Genomic DNA, 15613 nt, shown 5'->3' with positions numbered 1-15613 from the left:
GCCTCAGGCCACCAGCCGGGTTTGCCGCTGCAGCGGCCGGGTGAACAACTCGGCCAGGTCGGCCGCCTGGTCGTAGCCCTGGATGGGGGTGAAGACCAGTTCGATGGCCCACTTGGTGGTCATGCCTTCGGACTCCAGCGGGTTGGCCAGGCCCAGGCCACAGACCACGATGTCGGGCCGCAGTGCGCGGCAGCGGTCAAGCTGTTTGTCGACGTCCTGGCCTTCCGACAGAGCCGTGCCCGGGGGCAGCAGCGCCAGCTCTTCGGCCAGGTGCTGGCGGTGCAGGTAGGGGGTGCCGACCTCGGTCAGGCCCATGCCCAGTTCGCGGGCCAGAAAACGGGCCAGCGGGATCTCCAGCTGCGAGTCGGGGAAAAAGAACACCCGCTTGCCGCTGAGCAACAGCTTGTGGCGGGCCAGCGCTTGCTGGGCCCGGCTCTGTGCGGGCGCCACCACCGCGGCAAAGCGCTCGGCGGGCACCCGCCAGGCGTCGGCGGCGGCTTTCAGCCAGGCGGTTGTGCCTTCCACGCCCAGCGGGAAGGGCGCAGCCAGGCGCTGCGCACCGCGTGCCTCCAGGCCCCGGGCGGTGTCGGCCAGAAAAGGCTGGGCCAGCAGAAAACGGGTGTTCGGGCCGACCGGCGCCAGGTCGCTGGCGTGGCGGGGCGGGAAGAAGCGCACCGGGCCCAGGCCGAGCTGGTCGAACAGCCGCCCAAACTGGTCTTCCACCACGTCGGCCAGCGCGCCCACCACCAGCAGGCTGGGCGCGGCGTCGGGGGCCTCGGCGGGCAGCTCGGGCAGCATGGAGGCGAGGCAGGCGTCTTCGCCCTGGGTGAAGGTGGTTTCGATGCCGCTGCCCGAGTAGTTCAGGATGCGCACCTGCGGCGCGAAGCGGGTGGAGAGGCGGCCGGCGGCGCGCGACAGGTCGAGCTTGATGACCTCGGACGGGCAGGAGCCCACCAGAAACAGCAGCTTGATTTCGGGCCGGCGTTCCAGCAGCCGGGTGACCACGCGGTCGAGTTCGTCGTTGGCGTCGGACAGGCCTGCCAGGTCGCGCTCGTCGATGATGGCGGTGGCAAAACGCGGCTCGGCAAAAATCATCACCCCGGCGGCCGATTGCACCAGGTGGGCGCAGGTGCGCGAGCCCACCACCAGGAAAAACGCGTCCTGGATTTTGCGGTGCAGCCAGATGATGCCGGTCAGGCCGCAGAACACCTCGCGCTGGCCGCGCTGGCGCAGCACCGGCAGTTCGTCGCAGCCGGCGGCGGGCTCGACACGCAGCGGAATCACGGGGCTCATGCGGCCACCTCCGGGCGGGGGTGGTGGGGGGCGGCGCTGCCGGCCTGCTGCAACCGGGCGGCGCGCAGCTTCAGCAAAAACTGGGTGGCGTTGATGGCGTAGGCGGCGTAGGCGCACAAGGCCAGCTGCATCTGCTGGGTGACGTCCAGGCTGTGGGTCCACCAGGCCAGCAGGTAGGCGGTGTGCAGCGCCAGCACCAGCATGCTGAAAACGTCTTCCCAGAAAAAGGCGGCAGCAAACAGGTATTTGCCAAAGACCACCTTCTCCCAGATGCAGCCCGTCACCATGATGGCGTAGAGCAGGCCGGTCTTGACGACAATCGACGCGGTGGCGGCGGCCTCGCCCTGGCCGGTGGCCAGGAATTTCAGCACCAGCACCAGGCTGATCAGAAAGGCCAGGAACTGCACCGGCGCCAGGATGCCTTGCACCAGCGTCCAGCCGCTGGAATCGCGCCGGACCCGCTCTTCCGGGGTGTACAGCGGCGGCCGGGCGGCGGCCTGCCGGGGCGCTGGCAGCGGCATCTCGGGAGCGAATTCCTTGTCCATGGATGCACTCTAGGGACGCGCATGGAAACTGTCAATCTAAGTTGACGTAAATATTTATTGACATATCTAGGGGTTTTCGCCATCCTTCGATGAAGCCTTTGACACTACCGTGGCTGGGGGTTAAAAAGCAGCAACGTTCGCTGCCCGGCCGTGGGCAGCGAATCCCGGAGACAGTCAAACGCGGTCGAACAAAACAGTTTGGTCCCACGTACCTGCCAGGGCTTCGGCCCCGTGCCTTGACGCGCAAACCGACACCACTCTGGAGGAAACGCGCAATGGACGGAGTAGCAGGCGGCGGCGTTCGCCACACACCCACCTCCCGTGACGGCTGGGGCTCGAAAGAGTCCTCCTCCCGTCACACCAACGGGCACGACGATGGCAGGCCGTACCGCGAGGAAGCGGCCGACCGCATGCAGTGGTTGATGCGCACCATCGAGACCGAGATCATTCCTCGGCTGATGCTGGCGCACAAACCGGTGGACGAACACCTCAGCCCCCAGGGCGCACCCTGCGCCATGCCCACCCCACACGACGTGGCGGAGCTGGCCCGCGTGGTGCTGGAGCAGGGGGCCGAGGCCAGTGCGGTCTATGTGGCCGGGGTTCGGGCCAGCGGGGTTGCGCTGGACCACATCTACACCGAGTTGCTGGCGCCGGTGGCGCGCCGCCTCGGTGAGCTGTGGGAGGCCGACCTGTGTGATTTCACCCAGGTCACGGTGGGCCTGTGGCGCTTGCAGCAAGTCATGTACGACCTGAGCCCCATCTTCCAGCGGGGTGCGGCGCGGGGCGTGCCGCCCAAGCGCGCGATGCTGGTGCCGGTGCCCGGCTCGCAGCATTCGCTGGGGGTGTTCATGGTGTCGGAGTTTTTCCGCCGCGCCGGCTGGGACGTGTGGGGCGACCCCAAGGTCAGCCGGCAGGAGCTGCTGCAGGCCGCCAACAAGAGCTGGTTTGACGTGATCGGCTTCTCGGTCAGCACCGAAACCCAATTGCCCGAGCTGGCGTCGGTTATCCTTGCGCTGAGAGAAGTGTCGCGCAACCCGGCCGTGACCATCATGGTGGGCGGGCCGTTGTTGGCCCTGCGACCTGAACTGGTCAAGGGGGTGGGCGCCGATCTCTTGGCCAGCGACGCCTCGGAAGCTGTTTTCCGGGCGGAAAGTCTGGTCGGCCGGCCGGCCAGTCCCTGTTGACCTGTTGATGTGTCTGCCCAAGCCACACCTGACACCGGCAAGACGGCCCTGACGTAAAAGGAGTGGGTGGTTGTGAAGCTATTTGAAGCCCCGAAGCAGTCGCTTGGCGGGCTTGACGCTGAGACAGCAGCTCGCCTGATTGCCGCCGCGGCCGACGTCGCCCTGGTGGTGGACAGCGACGGCGTGATCCAGGACGTGTCCTTCGGCGGCGCGGAACTGCCCATTGACGGCATTGCCCAGTGGGTGGGTCGTCGCTGGGCCGACACCGTCACCATCGAGAGCCGGTCCAAGGTCACGGCCTTGCTGAAGGACGCCGACAACCCCGAAGCCCGTCGCTGGCGGCATGTCAATTACGCCTGCAAGGAAGGCGCCGACATTCCCCTGATGTACTCCGCCGTCCAACTCGGCCCCGACGGTTCCGTGGTGGCGCTGGGGCGCGACCTGCGCGGCATGGCCTCGCTGCAGCAGCGCCTGGTCGACGCCCAGCAGTCCATGGAACACGACTACCTGCGGCTGCGCCACATGGAAGCCCGCTACCGCCTGCTGTTCGACATGGCCTCGGACGGCGTGCTGGTGGTCGACGGCAGCAGCCACAAGGTGGTGGAAGCCAACCCCGCGGCCCTGCGCCTGCTGGGTTTGCCACCGAAGAAATTGATGGGTCAGTCGCTGGTCGAGCAGTTCAGCACGGCCAGTCGCAGCGATGTGGCCAGCCTGCTGGGCACCGTCATCGCCGACGGCCGGGCCGACGAGTTGCCGGTCAGCCTGGGCGGTCGCCCCGACAAGCTGGTGATGTCGGCCTCGGTCTACCGGCAGGACAGCGGCGCGCTGATCCTGGTGCACTTGCGAGCCCCCACGGCCGACCAGCCGGCCGCCGCCGACGGCACCACCGCGATGACCATGCGGGTGCTGGCGCAGGCACCCGACGCCTTCATCGTCACCGACATGGAGGGCCAGATCCTCACCGCCAACCCGGCCTTTCTGGCCATGTGCCAGCTGTCGCGGCTGGACCAGGTGCTGGGCGAGTCGCTCGACCGCTGGCTGGGCCGCTCCGGTGTGGACCTCAGCGTGCTGGTGGCCAACCTGAAGCAACGCGGTGCGGTGCGGCTGTTTTCCACCTCGGTGCGCGGCGTCAACGGCACGGTGATCGACGTGGAGATTTCCGGCATCGCCGTCACCACCGGCGAGCACCCCTGCCTGGGCTTCACCATCCGCGACGTCGGGCCCCGGATGGGATCGGACGCGCGGGTCCGGCGCGAGCTGCCGCGCTCGGCGGCCCAGCTCACCGAACTGGTGGGCCGGGTGCCCCTGAAAGACATCGTCGGCGAGACCACCGACATGATCGAGCAGCTGTGCATCCAGGCTGCGCTGGAGCTGACCCAGGACAACCGGGCCTCGGCCTCGGAGATGCTGGGCCTGTCGCGCCAAAGCCTGTACGTGAAGCTGCGCCGCTTCGGCCTCGGCGACCTGTCGCCCGACGGCGAGAAGTGAGGCCTGCTGCCGCCCGGTGCGGCGGCAGCGGCGGCTTTCCGGTGGGCCGCCACCGGATTAAGTGTAAATCTTAGTTGACAGTCAAAAGCGTCAAATGCAAGATGCTTGCATGGCTCTTCCCGCGCTCTCGGCCGTCACCGAACTGTTCAAACCCATCACCTGGTTTCCGCCGATGTGGGCCTTTGCCTGCGGCGTCGTGGCCTCGGGTGAGGGACTGGGTGCGCGGCCCCTGGTGATTGCCACCGGCGTGCTGCTCGCCGGGCCGCTGGTCTGCGCCACCAGCCAGGCCGTCAACGACTGGTTCGACCGCCATGTCGACGCCATCAACGAGCCGCACCGCCCCATTCCCTCGGGTCGCATCCCCGGCCACTGGGGCCTTTACCTGGCCGTGGCCTGGACGCTGTTGTCGCTGGTGGTGGCCAGCACGCTGGGCCTGTGGGGGTTTCTGGCCGGCGCGCTGGGCCTGTTGCTGGCCTGGGCCTACAGCGCACCGCCGCTGCGGCTCAAGCGCAACGGCTGGTGGGGCAATGCGGCCTGCGGCCTGTCTTACGAGGGCCTGGCCTGGGTCACCGGCGCGGCGGTGATGGCCGGCAGCACCCTGCCGGGCAGCCGCTCGCTGGCGCTGGCGCTGCTCTACAGCCTCAGCGCCCACGGCATCATGACGCTGAACGATTTCAAGGCCATCGAGGGCGACCGCCAGATGGGCATCGGCTCGCTGCCGGTGCGCCTGGGCGTGCAGAACGCCGCCCGCGTGGCCTGCTGGGTCATGGCCGTGCCGCAGGCGGTGGTGATCGCCCTGCTGTTCGCCTGGGGCGCGCCCTGGCATGCGATGGCGGTGGTGGCGCTGCTGGCTGGCCAGGGCCTGCTGATGCGGTATTTTCTGCAGGCCCCGGTGGCCCGCGCGCTGTTTTACAGCGGCTTCGGTGTGCCGCTGTTCGTCATCGGCATGATGGTCAGCGCCTTCGCGCTGCGGGCGGTGGGGGGTAGCGCACCATGACCGCGCCGGTGCCCACCATCGGCTGGGGTGGCATTGTCCGGCTGGGGCTGGTGCAGGCCTGCCTGGGCGCGGTGGTGGTGCTCGCCACCTCCACGCTGAACCGCGTCATGGTGGTCGAATGGGCGCTGCCGGCGCTGCTGCCCGGGGTGCTGGTGGCGGTGCATTACCTGGTGCAGGTGCTGCGGCCGCGGATGGGGTTTGGTTCCGACCTGGGGGCCCGCCGCACGCCGTGGATCGTCGGCGGCATGGCGGTGCTGTCCACCGGTGGCCTGGTGGCCGCGCTGGCCACGGCCATGATGGGCCGCCAGCCGGTGGCCGGCATGGCGCTGGCGCTGTTGGGTTTTGTGCTGATCGGTGTGGGCGTCAGCGCCAGCGGTACCTCGCTGCTGGTGCTGCTGGCCAAGCGGGTGGCCGACGCGCGCCGCGCCGCCGCTGCCACCACGGTGTGGGTGATGATGATTGCCGGCTTCGCCCTCACCGCCGGTGTCGCCGGCCACCTGCTCGACCCGTTTTCGCCCACCCGCCTGGTGGCGGTGGCGGCCGGTGTGTCGGCCCTGGCGATGGTGGTGACGCTGCTGGCCTTGCACGGGGTGGAGGGCCACCCTGCACCGGCCGCTGAGGTGCTGCCCGACCCCGGCCCGCGCCCGGCCTTCCGCGACGCGCTGCGCCAGGTCTGGGCCGAACCGCTGGCCCGGCAGTTCACCGTTTTTGTGTTCATCTCCATGCTGGCCTACAGCTCGCAGGACCTGATCCTCGAGCCCTTTGCCGGCGAGGTGTTTGGCTACACGCCGGGTGAGTCCACCCGGTTGTCGGGCCTGCAGCATGGCGGCGTGCTGGCCGGCATGCTGCTGATGGCCGCCGCCGGCAGCCTGTTCGCCGGCCGCCGCTGGGGCTCGCTGCGTCACTGGGCGGTGTACGGCTGCCTGGCCTCGGCATTGGCCCTGCTGGGCCTGGCCACGGCCGGCCTGATCGGGCCGCAGTGGCCGTTCAAAACCACGGTGTTTGTGCTGGGGCTGTCCAACGGCGCGTTTTCCATCGCCGCCATCGGCTCGATGATGCGGCTGGCCGGCGAAGGCCGGGCCTCCCGCGAAGGGGTACGCATGGGCCTGTGGGGGGCGGCGCAGGCGGTGGCCTTTGGCCTGGGCGGCCTGATCGGTACCGGCGCCAGCGACCTGGCCCGCTGGGCCCTGGGGTCGCCCTCGGCGGCCTACTCTGCGGTGTTTGTGTTCGAGGCGGCGCTGTTCGCGGTGGCCGCCCTGCTGGCCATGCGCCTGGGCCAGGTGGCCAGTGCCCGCGCCGAGCCGGTGGTTTCCCCTTCTGTCCCTGTTGCTGCGCTGCAGCCGAGGTCTTCGCCATGAACAGCACCGAAACCTTTGACGTGGTGGTGGTCGGTGGCGGGCCCGCCGGCGCCACCGCCGCCCATGACCTGGCGCGCCGCGGCCGCCGCGTGCTGCTGCTCGACCGGGCCGGCCGCATCAAGCCCTGCGGCGGCGCGATCCCGCCCAAGCTGATCGAGGAGTTCGAGATTCCCGACCAACTGCTGGTGGCCAAGGCCCGGGCCGCGCGCATGGTGGCGCCGTCCGACACCTGTGTGGACATGCCGATCGAAGGCGGTTTTGTCGGCATGGTCGACCGTGACCAGTTTGACGAGTGGCTGCGGGTGCGGGCGGCCGAGGCCGGGGCGGTGCGCCGCATCGGCAGCTTCGAGCGCCTGAGCCGCGACGCCGACGGCGTGTGTGTGCTGCACTACCAGGCCCGTGACCGCGCCGGCTCGGGCGAGGCGGTGGCGGCCCAGGTGCGGGCCCGCATGGTGGTGGGGGCCGACGGCGCCAAGTCCGGTGTGGGCCGGCAGGCCCGGGTGCCGGGCGCCGAGCGCAACGACTACTGCTTTGCGTACCACGAGATCATCCGCCGGCCGCAACACCCCCCGGCGGGCTACGACGGTGCGCGCTGCGACGTGTATTACCAGGGCAAGCTGTCGCCCGATTTCTACGGCTGGGTGTTCCCGCACGGCGACACGCTGAGCGTGGGCACCGGCAGCGCCGACAAGGGCTTTTCGCTGCGCGGTGCGGTGGGCCAGCTGCGCCGCCAGGCCGGCCTGGAAGGCGGCGAGGTGCTGCGCCGCGAGGGCGCACCGCTGCCCATGCGGCCGCTCAAGCGCTGGGACAACGGCCGCGACGTGGTGCTGGCCGGCGACGCCGCCGGTGTGGTGGCGCCGGCCTCGGGCGAGGGCATTTACTACGCGATGTGTGGGGGTCGGCTGGCCGCCGATGCGGTGGAGGCCGCACTGGTGAGTGGCAATCCGCAGGCACTGCGCCAGGCCCGTGCGCGTTTCATGAAATTGCACGGCACGGTGTTCCGGGTGCTGGGCATCATGCAGTGGTTCTGGTACTCGAGCGAGAAACGGCGCGAGCGCTTTGTCAGCATCTGCCGCGACAAGGACGTGCAGCAGCTGACCTTCGAATCCTACATGCACAAGAAGCTGGTGCGCAAAAAGCCGCTGGCCCATGTGCGCATCTTTTTCAAGGACCTGGCCCATCTGCTGGGCCTGGCCCATGTGTGAAGGCCGGTCATGAGCAGCGCCAAGCCAGTGGTGGTGGCCGCCGCTGCGGCGCTGGGCGTGGCCTTGCTGGGCGGCCTGATGACCGACATTGGCCCCTGGTATTTCGCGCTGCGGCAACCGGCCTGGAAGCCGCCGGACTGGCTGTTCGGCCCGGTCTGGACGCTGATTTTTGCGCTGGCCGCCGCGGCCGGCGTGAGTGCCTGGCGGCGGGCCCCCCGCCAGGCCGACCGCGAGTGGCTGCTGGCCTTGTTTGCATTGAACGGCTTTCTCAACGTGCTGTGGAGCCTGTTGTACTTCCGGCTGCGCCGGCCCGACTGGGCGCTGTGGGAGGTGGGTTTTCTGTGGCTGTCCATCCTGCTGCTGATGGTGGTGCTGTCGCGCTACGCCCGGCGGGCGACTTGGCTGCTGCTGCCCTATTTGCTGTGGGTCAGCGTGGCCGCCGCCTTGAACGCGGCCACGGTGCAGCTCAACGGGCCCTTCGGAGGCGCGCCATGACGCGCGGCGGGGGCGCCCATGCTTGAGCTGCGTGGCCTGGGCTGTGTGCGGGGCGGCCGGCCGCTGTTCAGCGGCGTCTCGGCCTGCGCCCGGTCGGGTGAGCTGCTGCGCATCCGCGGCGGCAACGGCGCGGGCAAAACCAGTTTGCTGCGCATGGTCTGTGGCCTGGCCCTGCCGGCCCAGGGCCAGGTGCTGTGGGGCGGTGAGCCGGTGCCGGGCTTGCGCGAGGCCTTGGGCCGCCAGCTGGTCTACATCGGCCATGCGGCGGCGCTGAAAGACGAGTTGTCGGCGCTGGAAAACCTGCACAGCGCGGCCCGCCTGGCCGGCCAACCCTGCAGCGACGCCCAGGCCTGGCGGGCGCTGGCCGACAGCGGCCTGCGGGGCCGCGAGCGCCTGCCGGTGCGGCTGCTGTCGCAAGGCCAGCGGCGCCGTGCCGCGCTGGCCCGGTTGGCCCTGCCGGCCCCGGCCGCGCTGTGGGTGCTGGACGAGCCCTTCAACGCCCTCGATGCCACGGCCAGCACCTGGCTGGCGGCCTGCATCAGCGGCCAGCTGCGGCGCGGTGGGGTGGTGGTGTTGACCAGCCACCAGGACACGCCGCTGGACGGCGGCGCCCACGAAGTGGCGGTGGCGCTGTGAGCACCGCTGTGGCCGCCGCGGCCCCGGCCCCGCTGGCCGGCGGGAGCCTGTGGACCGGCGTGAAGGAAATCTGCCTGCGTGACCTGCGCATCGCCTGGCGGCGCCGGTGGGACACCCTGGCCGCGCTGTTCTTTTTTGTGGTGGTGGCCAGCCTGTTCCCGCTGGGCGTGGGCCCCGAGCCGGCGCTGCTGCGCAGCCTGGCGCCCGGCGTGTTGTGGGTGGCGGCGCTGCTGGCCTCCATGCTGTCGCTGGGCCGTTTGTTCACCGACGATTTCCACGACGGCACGCTGGAGCAGCTGCTGTTGTCGGCCACGCCCTTGCCGCTGCTGGTGCTGGGCAAGGTGCTGGCGCACTGGCTGGGTTCCGGCCTGCTGCTGGTGCTGGTGGCGCCGCTGCTGGCGCTGCAGTTCGATCTGCCGGCCGAGGCCAGCGCGGTGCTGGTGGCCTCGCTGCTGCTGGGCACGCCGCTGCTGAGCCTGGTGGGTGCCATGGGCGCCGCGCTCACCGTGGGGGTGCGCGGCGGCAGCGTGCTGTTGTCGCTGCTGGTGCTGCCGCTGGTGGTGCCGGTGCTGGTGTTCGGCGCCGGTGCGGTCGAGGCGGCGCGCAGCGGCCTGGGCGTGGCGGCGCATTTTTCGCTGCTGGCGGCGATGGGGCTGGTGGCGCTGTTTCTGGCCCCGCTGGTCACCGCCGCGGCGCTGCGCATCGCACTGGACTGAGCCGCCGAGGTCGTCATGCAAGCCAAAACATTCCACTGGTTCCACTACGCCGCGCCCCAGCGCTTCCATGCCCTCACCGGCCCCTGGGTGGGCTGGTGTTTTGCGGCCGCGACGGTGCTGGCCATGGCCGGCCTGTGGGTGGGGCTGCTGGTGGCGCCCACCGACGCCCAGCAGGGCGAGGCCTACCGCATCATCTTTGTCCATGTGCCCGCCGCCTGGATGTCCATGGTGATTTACGTGGCCATGGCCTTCTGGGCCGGGGTGGGCCTGGTGTTCAACGCCAGGCTGGCGTCGATGATGGCGCTGGCCCTGGCGCCCACCGGCGCGCTGATGACTTTCCTGGCGCTGTGGACCGGCGCGCTGTGGGGCAAACCCACCTGGGGCGCCTGGTGGGTCTGGGACGCGCGGCTGACCTCCGAGCTGCTGCTGCTGTTTCTGTACCTGGGCTATTTGTCGCTGCACGCGGCGATCGAAGACAGCCGGCGCGCCGACCGCGCCGCCGGCCTGCTGGCGCTGGTGGGGGTGGTCAACGTGCCTGTCATCTATTTCTCGGTGCAGTGGTGGAACACCTTGCACCAGGGCGCGTCGGTCAGCATCAGCCGCGCGCCCAGCATGGCCACCCCCATGCTGCTGGGCATGCTGCTGATGGCGCTGGCCTTCTGGCTCTATGCCATCGCGGTGGCCTTGTCGCGGGTGCGTACGCTGGTGCTGGAGCGCGAACAACACACGGCCTGGGCGCGCCGGGCGGTGCAGGCCGAATGGGGGACCCCATGAACTGGCACAGCCTCTCCGATTTCCTGGCCATGGGCGGCCAGGGCCTCTACGTCTGGGGCTCGTTCGCCATGGTGGCCGCGGTGCTGGCGGCCGAGTTGCTACTGCTGAAGGCGCGGCGGCTGGCGCTGGCGCGCGCGCTGCAGCAAGATGCCGACTTCGGCGCGGCCGACCCGCACGGGGAGGGCGCATGAAACCCCGCAACAAACGCCTGGTGGTGGTGCTGCTGGGCCTGACCACGCTGGCCACCGCGTCGGCGCTGGTGCTCAACGCCTTCCAGAGCAACCTGGTGTTTTTTTTCAGCCCCTCGCAGGTGCAGGCCCAGGAGGCGCCCCGTGAGCGCAGCTTTCGCATCGGTGGCCTGGTGCAAGACGGCAGCCTGCAGCGCGCCCCCGGCGGGCTGACGGTGCGCTTTGTCGTGACCGACCTGGCCCACACCGTGCCGGTCAGCTACACCGGCCTGTTGCCCGATTTGTTCAAGGAAGGCAAGGGTGTGGTGGCCCAGGGCCGGCTCGGGCCCGACGGCGTGTTCCGCGCCGACCAGGTGCTGGCCAAACACGACGAGAACTACATGCCGCCCGAGGCCGCCGAGGCCTTGAAGCGGGCCCAGGCCGGTGTGCAGAGCGGCCAGCCGGCCACGCTGTCCAGTCTGTCGGGCGCGGCCACGGGCGTGCGGCCATGATCCCTGAGCTGGGCCATCTGGCGTTGATCCTGGCCTTGCTGGTGGCCACAACCCAGGCGCTGCTGCCGCTGTGGGGCGCAGCCCGCCACAACGCGGCCTGGATGGCGGTGGCCCGGCCGGCCGCGTTCGCGCAGTTCGTGCTGGTGGCGCTGGCCTTTGCCGCGCTGACCCAGGCCTTTGTGGCCCATGATTTCTCGGTGCGCTACGTGGCCCAGCACTCCAACTCGGCCTTGCCGCTGGCCTACCGCATCAGCGCGGTGTGGGGCGGGCACGAGGGCTCCATTTTGTTGTGGAGCCTGATGCTGGCTGGCTGGACGCTGGCGGTGGCGCTGCGCTCCCAGCAGCTGCCGCAGGCCATGGTGGCCCGAATCCTGGGCGTGATGGGCCTGGTGAGCTGCGGTTTTTTGCTGTTCACGCTGTTCACCTCCAACCCCTTTGTGCGCCTGGTGCCGGCCGCGGCCGACGGCCAGGACCTGAACCCGCTGCTGCAAGACCCCGGCATGGTCTTCCACCCGCCGCTGCTCTACATGGGCTACGTCGGTTTCTCGGTGGCCTTTGCCTTCGCGGTGGCGGCGCTGTTGTCGGGCCGGCTCGACAGCACCTGGGCCCGCTGGTCGCGGCCCTGGACCACCGTGGCCTGGAGCTTTCTCACCTTGGGCATCGCGCTGGGCAGCGCCTGGGCTTATTACGAACTGGGCTGGGGTGGCTGGTGGTTCTGGGACCCGGTGGAAAACGCCTCCTTCTTGCCCTGGCTGGTGGGCACGGCGCTGATCCATTCGCTGGCCGTCACCGAGAAACGCGCCAGCTTCAAGATGTGGACCGCGCTGCTGGCCATCCTGGCGTTTTCGCTGTCGCTGCTGGGCACCTTCCTCGTGCGCTCGGGCGTGCTGAGTTCGGTCCATGCCTTCGCCACCGACCCGGCGCGCGGCATCTTCATCCTGGCCTTTCTGGCCCTGGTGGTGGGCGGCTCGCTGGCGCTGTTCGCCTGGCGTGCGCCCAAGGTGGGCCTGGGCCATGGTTTTGGTGCGGTGTCGCGCGAATCCATGCTGCTGGCCAACAACCTGCTGCTGCTGGTGGCCGCCGCCGCGGTGCTGCTGGGCACGCTCTACCCGCTGGCCATCGACGCGCTGGGCCTGGGCAAGCTGTCGGTGGGGCCGGCCTATTTCGAAACCGTGTTTGTGCCCTTGATTTCACCGGCCTTGTTCCTGATGGGCGTGGGCCCCATCGCCCGCTGGCAACAGGCCTCGCTGCCCGAGCTGGGCCGGCGGCTGCGCTGGGCGCTGGCGGTCAGCCTGGCCAGCGCCTGCATCGCGCCGCTGGTGCTGGGCCAGTGGACGGTGATGCTGGGTTTTGGCCTGCTGCTGGCGGTGTGGATTGCCGCCACCGCGGGGGTCAGTCTGCACGGCAAACTGCAAGGCCACCGGCCGCGCGACTGGCCAGGCCGGCTGGCGCTGCAGTCGGGCAGCTATTACGGCATGCTGCTGGCCCACCTGGGGGTGGCGGTGTTTGTGGCCGGTGTCAGCCTGGTGCGCGGCCTGGAGGCCGAACACGACGTGCGCATGGCGCTGGGCGACACCACCACGCTGGCCGGTTACACCGTGCGGCTGGACCGCGTGCGCGAGGTTCAGGGGCCCAACTACACCGGCGCCCGCGCCACGCTGGCGGTGCTGCGTGACGGCGAGTTGCTGACGGTGCTGGAGCCGGAGAAGCGGCTGTACACCGTGAGCCGCATGCCCATGACCGAGGTGGCGATCGACCGCGGCTTCACCCGCGACCTCTATGTGTCGCTGGGCACGCCGGTGGGTGCCGACGCCTGGAGCGTGCGGGTCCACCACAAGCCCTTCATCAACTGGATCTGGGGCGGCTGTTTGCTGATGGGCCTGGGCGGCTTTCTGGCCGTGGGGGACAAACGCTACCGGCTGCGCCAGCAGCGAAAGATGGCGCCAGCGTCTGAACCGGTGGGCCACGCGCAGGCGCTGCAGCCCAGCGCCGCCCGGGTGGGGGGCTGAGCATGCGCCGCCACCTGTGGCCGCTGGCCTTGTTTGTGGTGCTGCTGGGTTTTCTGGCCGCCGGCCTGCGGCTGGACCCGAAGGCGCTGCCGTCGCCCCTGGTCAACCAGCCGGCGCCGGCCTTTTCGCTGCCCCAGGTGCACCACCCGGAGCAGCGCCTGGGCCTGGCCGATTTGCGCGGCCAGGTCTGGCTGCTCAACGTCTGGGCGTCCTGGTGTGTGGCCTGCCGGGCCGAGCACCCGCTGCTGGTGGACCTGGCGCGCAGCGCCGAGGTGCCACTCTATGGCCTCAACTACAAAGACCAGCGCGACGACGCGGTGCGTTGGCTGGCCCGCTTTGGCAACCCCTACCAGGCCTCGTTGTCCGACACCCAGGGCCTGGTGGGCATCGACTACGGTGTGTACGGCGTGCCCGAAACCTTTGTCATCGACCAGCAGGGCGTGATCCGCCACAAGCAGACCGGCCCGCTGACGCCCGAGGTGCTGGCCCAGACCATTCTGCCCCTGGTGCGGAGGCTGCGTGGTTAGGTGCTTGGCCATCGCCGTGGTGGCTGGGTTGCTGGCCATGCCGGCCCTCGCGCGCGAGGCGCAGCCGCTGGCCGAAGACCCGGTGCTGGAGGCCCGGGTGATGGCGATCGCGCAAGACCTGCGCTGCCTGGTGTGCCAGAACGAGACCATCGCCGCCTCGCAATCGGCGCTGGCCAGCGACCTGCGCCAGCAGGTGCGCAGCCAGCTGCAGCGTGGTGACTCCGAGGCGCAAATCCTCGACCACATGGTGGCCCGCTACGGCGACTTCGTGTTGTACCGCCCGCCGGTCAAGGCCCGGACCTGGCTGCTGTGGCTGGGGCCGTTTGCCCTGCTGCTGCTGGCCGGCGCCGCGCTGGCGCGCACCCTGAGGCGCCGCCCGGCGGAGGACGCCGCCGCACCGCTGAGCGCCGCCGACCGCCAGCGCGCCCACCGGCTGCTGGCCGGGGAGACGCCGCCATGACCGCCTTTGTGCTGGCCGCGCTGGCGCTGGTGGTGCTGGGCACCGCGCCGCTGCTGTGGCCGCTGCTGCGCCGCCCCGTCCAGACCCAGGGTGTCAGCGCCTCGGCGGCCAACCTGGCCGTGCTGCGCCAGCAGCTGGCCGAGCTGCAGCGCGAGCGCGCCACGCTGGGCGAGGCGCGGTTCGCCCTGGCCGAGCAGGGCTTGCAGCGCCGGGTGCTGGCCGAGGCTGGCCAGGTGGAGGCCGACCAACCGGCCCGGCCCGACCGCCGCACCGCGTGGCTGTTGGCGCTGCTGGTGCCGGCGCTGGCCGGGGCCTTGTACAGCCAGCTGGGCAGCGACGCCGCCCGCGCCAGCTGGGCCCCGGCGCCCGCCGCCAGCGAGGCCGCGATGGACGATGTCCAGGCCATGGTGGACCGGCTGGCCGAGCGCCTGGCCAGCGCGCCCCAAGACCGGGATGGCTGGGTCATGCTGGCCCGCTCGCAGGCGGCGCTGCAGCGTTTCCCCGAGGCCGCCCAGGCCTACCGCCGCGCGGCCGATCTGTCACCCGACGACGCCCAGCTGCTGGCCGACTTTGCCGATGTGCTGGCGGTGGCCCAGGGCAACAGCGCCGAGGGCGAGCCCGAGTTGCTGGTGGCCCGTGCCCTGCAGCTCGACCCGGCCAACCTCAAGGCCCTGGCGCTGGCCGGCAGCGCCGCCTACGCCCGTGACGATGTGGCCACGGCCCGCCGCCACTGGCAGCGCGCGCTGGCCCAGGCCGAGCCCGGCAGCCCGTTTGCGCTGGCGGTGGGCGACAGCCTGGCCCGCCTGCCCGCCGGCGTGGGCCCCGGCCCCGAACCCCGGGCCACCGCCCGGCCTGACAGCGCCAGGGTGGCCGGCCAGGTCAGCGGCCGCGTGAGCCTGGGGCCGGGCCTGGCGGGGCGTGTCGCGCCCAACGACACGGTCTTCATCCTGGCCCGGGCGGTGGACGGGTCGGGCGGTGCGCCGCGCATGCCGGTGGCCATCCTGCGCCGCACCGCGCGCGAGCTGCCCATCACCTTCACGCTGGACGACAGCCTGGCCATGTCACCGGCGTTCAAGCTGTCGTCCTTGAACCAGGTCGAGGTGGTGGTGCGGGTGTCCAAGACCGGCGATGCCACGCCGCGCTCGGACGACCTGCGGGTGGTGTCCGGGCCGGTGGCGGTGGGCGGCCGGCCGCTGACGCTGGTGATCCGCGACGGCGCGCCGTGACGCTGTCTGCCGCCGGCCCGT

17 protein-coding genes are annotated in these 15613 nt (G+C 70.6%); 15 read left to right on the top strand and 2 right to left on the bottom strand.

Going from position 1 to position 15613, the window contains the following annotated elements; genetic code table 11:
- Window positions 1–3 precede the first annotated feature (3 nt).
- Together AC4BAR_RS13920 and bchF are read right to left on the bottom strand one after the other, a co-directional pair.
- Window positions 4–1293 (bottom strand): ferredoxin:protochlorophyllide reductase (ATP-dependent) subunit N, encoded by a 1290-nt coding sequence (locus tag AC4BAR_RS13920; RefSeq protein WP_490628483.1) that lies wholly within the window; start codon window positions 1291–1293, stop codon window positions 4–6.
- Window positions 1290–1838: a 2-vinyl bacteriochlorophyllide hydratase gene (gene bchF / locus AC4BAR_RS13915; protein ID WP_490628482.1), complete on the bottom strand. Its 549-nt coding sequence runs from the start codon at window positions 1836–1838 to the stop codon at window positions 1290–1292. The genes AC4BAR_RS13920 and bchF overlap by 4 nt, the downstream gene beginning before the upstream one ends.
- Before the next feature lie 275 nt (window positions 1839–2113).
- Between bchF and AC4BAR_RS13910 the strand changes: the two genes are divergently transcribed.
- From AC4BAR_RS13910 to ccmI, 15 genes are all read left to right on the top strand, one after another.
- Window positions 2114–3022 (top strand): cobalamin B12-binding domain-containing protein, encoded by a 909-nt coding sequence (locus tag AC4BAR_RS13910; protein WP_490628481.1) that lies wholly within the window; start codon window positions 2114–2116, stop codon window positions 3020–3022.
- Between the two features lie 72 nt (window positions 3023–3094).
- Window positions 3095–4510: a transcriptional regulator PpsR gene (gene ppsR, locus AC4BAR_RS13905; RefSeq protein ID WP_490628480.1), complete on the top strand. Its 1416-nt coding sequence runs from the start codon at window positions 3095–3097 to the stop codon at window positions 4508–4510.
- A gap of 94 nt (window positions 4511–4604) precedes the next feature.
- Window positions 4605–5507, top strand: coding sequence for a chlorophyll synthase ChlG (chlG, locus tag AC4BAR_RS13900; protein ID WP_490628479.1), 903 nt, complete (start codon window positions 4605–4607; stop codon window positions 5505–5507).
- Window positions 5504–6865 (top strand): BCD family MFS transporter, encoded by a 1362-nt coding sequence (locus AC4BAR_RS13895; RefSeq protein ID WP_490628478.1) that lies wholly within the window; start codon window positions 5504–5506, stop codon window positions 6863–6865. Before chlG ends, AC4BAR_RS13895 begins: the two co-directional genes overlap by 4 nt.
- A complete protein-coding gene (locus tag AC4BAR_RS13890; protein ID WP_490628477.1) occupies window positions 6862–8070 on the top strand; it encodes a geranylgeranyl diphosphate reductase in 1209 nt (402 codons plus the stop codon). The genes AC4BAR_RS13895 and AC4BAR_RS13890 overlap by 4 nt, the downstream gene beginning before the upstream one ends.
- A 9-nt stretch (window positions 8071–8079) precedes the next feature.
- Window positions 8080–8565 (top strand): TspO/MBR family protein, encoded by a 486-nt coding sequence (locus AC4BAR_RS13885; protein ID WP_490628476.1) that lies wholly within the window; start codon window positions 8080–8082, stop codon window positions 8563–8565.
- 18 nt (window positions 8566–8583) lie between these two features.
- A complete protein-coding gene (gene ccmA / locus AC4BAR_RS13880; RefSeq protein ID WP_490628475.1) occupies window positions 8584–9201 on the top strand; it encodes a cytochrome c biogenesis heme-transporting ATPase CcmA in 618 nt (205 codons plus the stop codon).
- Window positions 9202–9269: 68 nt separating this feature from the next.
- A complete protein-coding gene (ccmB, locus tag AC4BAR_RS13875) occupies window positions 9270–9917 on the top strand; it encodes a heme exporter protein CcmB (protein ID WP_490628657.1) in 648 nt (215 codons plus the stop codon).
- A 15-nt stretch (window positions 9918–9932) separates the two neighbouring features.
- A complete protein-coding gene (gene ccmC, locus AC4BAR_RS13870; protein WP_490628474.1) occupies window positions 9933–10691 on the top strand; it encodes a heme ABC transporter permease CcmC in 759 nt (252 codons plus the stop codon).
- Window positions 10688–10882 (top strand): heme exporter protein CcmD, encoded by a 195-nt coding sequence (gene ccmD / locus AC4BAR_RS13865; protein ID WP_490628473.1) that lies wholly within the window; start codon window positions 10688–10690, stop codon window positions 10880–10882. The genes ccmC and ccmD overlap by 4 nt, the downstream gene beginning before the upstream one ends.
- On the top strand, window positions 10879–11370 hold the full coding sequence (ccmE, locus tag AC4BAR_RS13860) for a cytochrome c maturation protein CcmE (RefSeq protein WP_490628472.1): 492 nt from the start codon (window positions 10879–10881) through the stop codon (window positions 11368–11370). The genes ccmD and ccmE overlap by 4 nt, the downstream gene beginning before the upstream one ends.
- Window positions 11367–13379, top strand: coding sequence for a heme lyase CcmF/NrfE family subunit (locus AC4BAR_RS13855; RefSeq protein ID WP_490628471.1), 2013 nt, complete (start codon window positions 11367–11369; stop codon window positions 13377–13379). Before ccmE ends, AC4BAR_RS13855 begins: the two co-directional genes overlap by 4 nt.
- A 2-nt stretch (window positions 13380–13381) precedes the next feature.
- Entirely contained in the window at window positions 13382–13906 is a 525-nt protein-coding gene (locus tag AC4BAR_RS13850; protein WP_490628470.1) for a DsbE family thiol:disulfide interchange protein, read from the top strand.
- A gap of 4 nt (window positions 13907–13910) precedes the next feature.
- A complete protein-coding gene (locus AC4BAR_RS13845) occupies window positions 13911–14366 on the top strand; it encodes a cytochrome c-type biogenesis protein (RefSeq protein ID WP_490628469.1) in 456 nt (151 codons plus the stop codon).
- Window positions 14363–15592, top strand: coding sequence for a c-type cytochrome biogenesis protein CcmI (gene ccmI / locus AC4BAR_RS13840; RefSeq protein ID WP_490628468.1), 1230 nt, complete (start codon window positions 14363–14365; stop codon window positions 15590–15592). The genes AC4BAR_RS13845 and ccmI overlap by 4 nt, the downstream gene beginning before the upstream one ends.
- The last annotated feature ends 21 nt before the right edge of the window (window positions 15593–15613 follow it).

The sequence above is a fragment of the Rhodoferax sp. SPJ4 genome, from assembly GCF_058216275.1.
The sequence above is the reverse complement of the archived record's forward strand: the minus strand, read 5'-3'. Positions and strand labels throughout refer to the sequence as shown.

What these genes read in the sequence shown, in the direction of transcription:
- AC4BAR_RS13910 (WP_490628481.1), top strand. Translation starts at nt 2,114, where the DNA reads ATGGACGGAGTAGCAGGCGGCGGCGTTCGCCACACACCCACCTCCCGT.
- chlG (WP_490628479.1), top strand. Translation starts at nt 4,605, where the DNA reads ATGCAAGATGCTTGCATGGCTCTTCCCGCGCTCTCGGCCGTCACCGAA.
- AC4BAR_RS13895 (WP_490628478.1), top strand. Translation starts at nt 5,504, where the DNA reads ATGACCGCGCCGGTGCCCACCATCGGCTGGGGTGGCATTGTCCGGCTG.
- ccmE (WP_490628472.1), top strand. Translation starts at nt 10,879, where the DNA reads ATGAAACCCCGCAACAAACGCCTGGTGGTGGTGCTGCTGGGCCTGACC.
- AC4BAR_RS13890 (WP_490628477.1), top strand. Translation starts at nt 6,862, where the DNA reads ATGAACAGCACCGAAACCTTTGACGTGGTGGTGGTCGGTGGCGGGCCC.
- AC4BAR_RS13920 (WP_490628483.1), bottom strand. Translation starts at nt 1,293, where the DNA reads ATGAGCCCCGTGATTCCGCTGCGTGTCGAGCCCGCCGCCGGCTGCGAC.
- ccmI (WP_490628468.1), top strand. Translation starts at nt 14,363, where the DNA reads ATGACCGCCTTTGTGCTGGCCGCGCTGGCGCTGGTGGTGCTGGGCACC.
- bchF (WP_490628482.1), bottom strand. Translation starts at nt 1,838, where the DNA reads ATGGACAAGGAATTCGCTCCCGAGATGCCGCTGCCAGCGCCCCGGCAG.
- ccmD (WP_490628473.1), top strand. Translation starts at nt 10,688, where the DNA reads ATGAACTGGCACAGCCTCTCCGATTTCCTGGCCATGGGCGGCCAGGGC.
- AC4BAR_RS13850 (WP_490628470.1), top strand. Translation starts at nt 13,382, where the DNA reads ATGCGCCGCCACCTGTGGCCGCTGGCCTTGTTTGTGGTGCTGCTGGGT.
- AC4BAR_RS13885 (WP_490628476.1), top strand. Translation starts at nt 8,080, where the DNA reads ATGAGCAGCGCCAAGCCAGTGGTGGTGGCCGCCGCTGCGGCGCTGGGC.
- ccmC (WP_490628474.1), top strand. Translation starts at nt 9,933, where the DNA reads ATGCAAGCCAAAACATTCCACTGGTTCCACTACGCCGCGCCCCAGCGC.
- ccmA (WP_490628475.1), top strand. Translation starts at nt 8,584, where the DNA reads ATGCTTGAGCTGCGTGGCCTGGGCTGTGTGCGGGGCGGCCGGCCGCTG.
- AC4BAR_RS13855 (WP_490628471.1), top strand. Translation starts at nt 11,367, where the DNA reads ATGATCCCTGAGCTGGGCCATCTGGCGTTGATCCTGGCCTTGCTGGTG.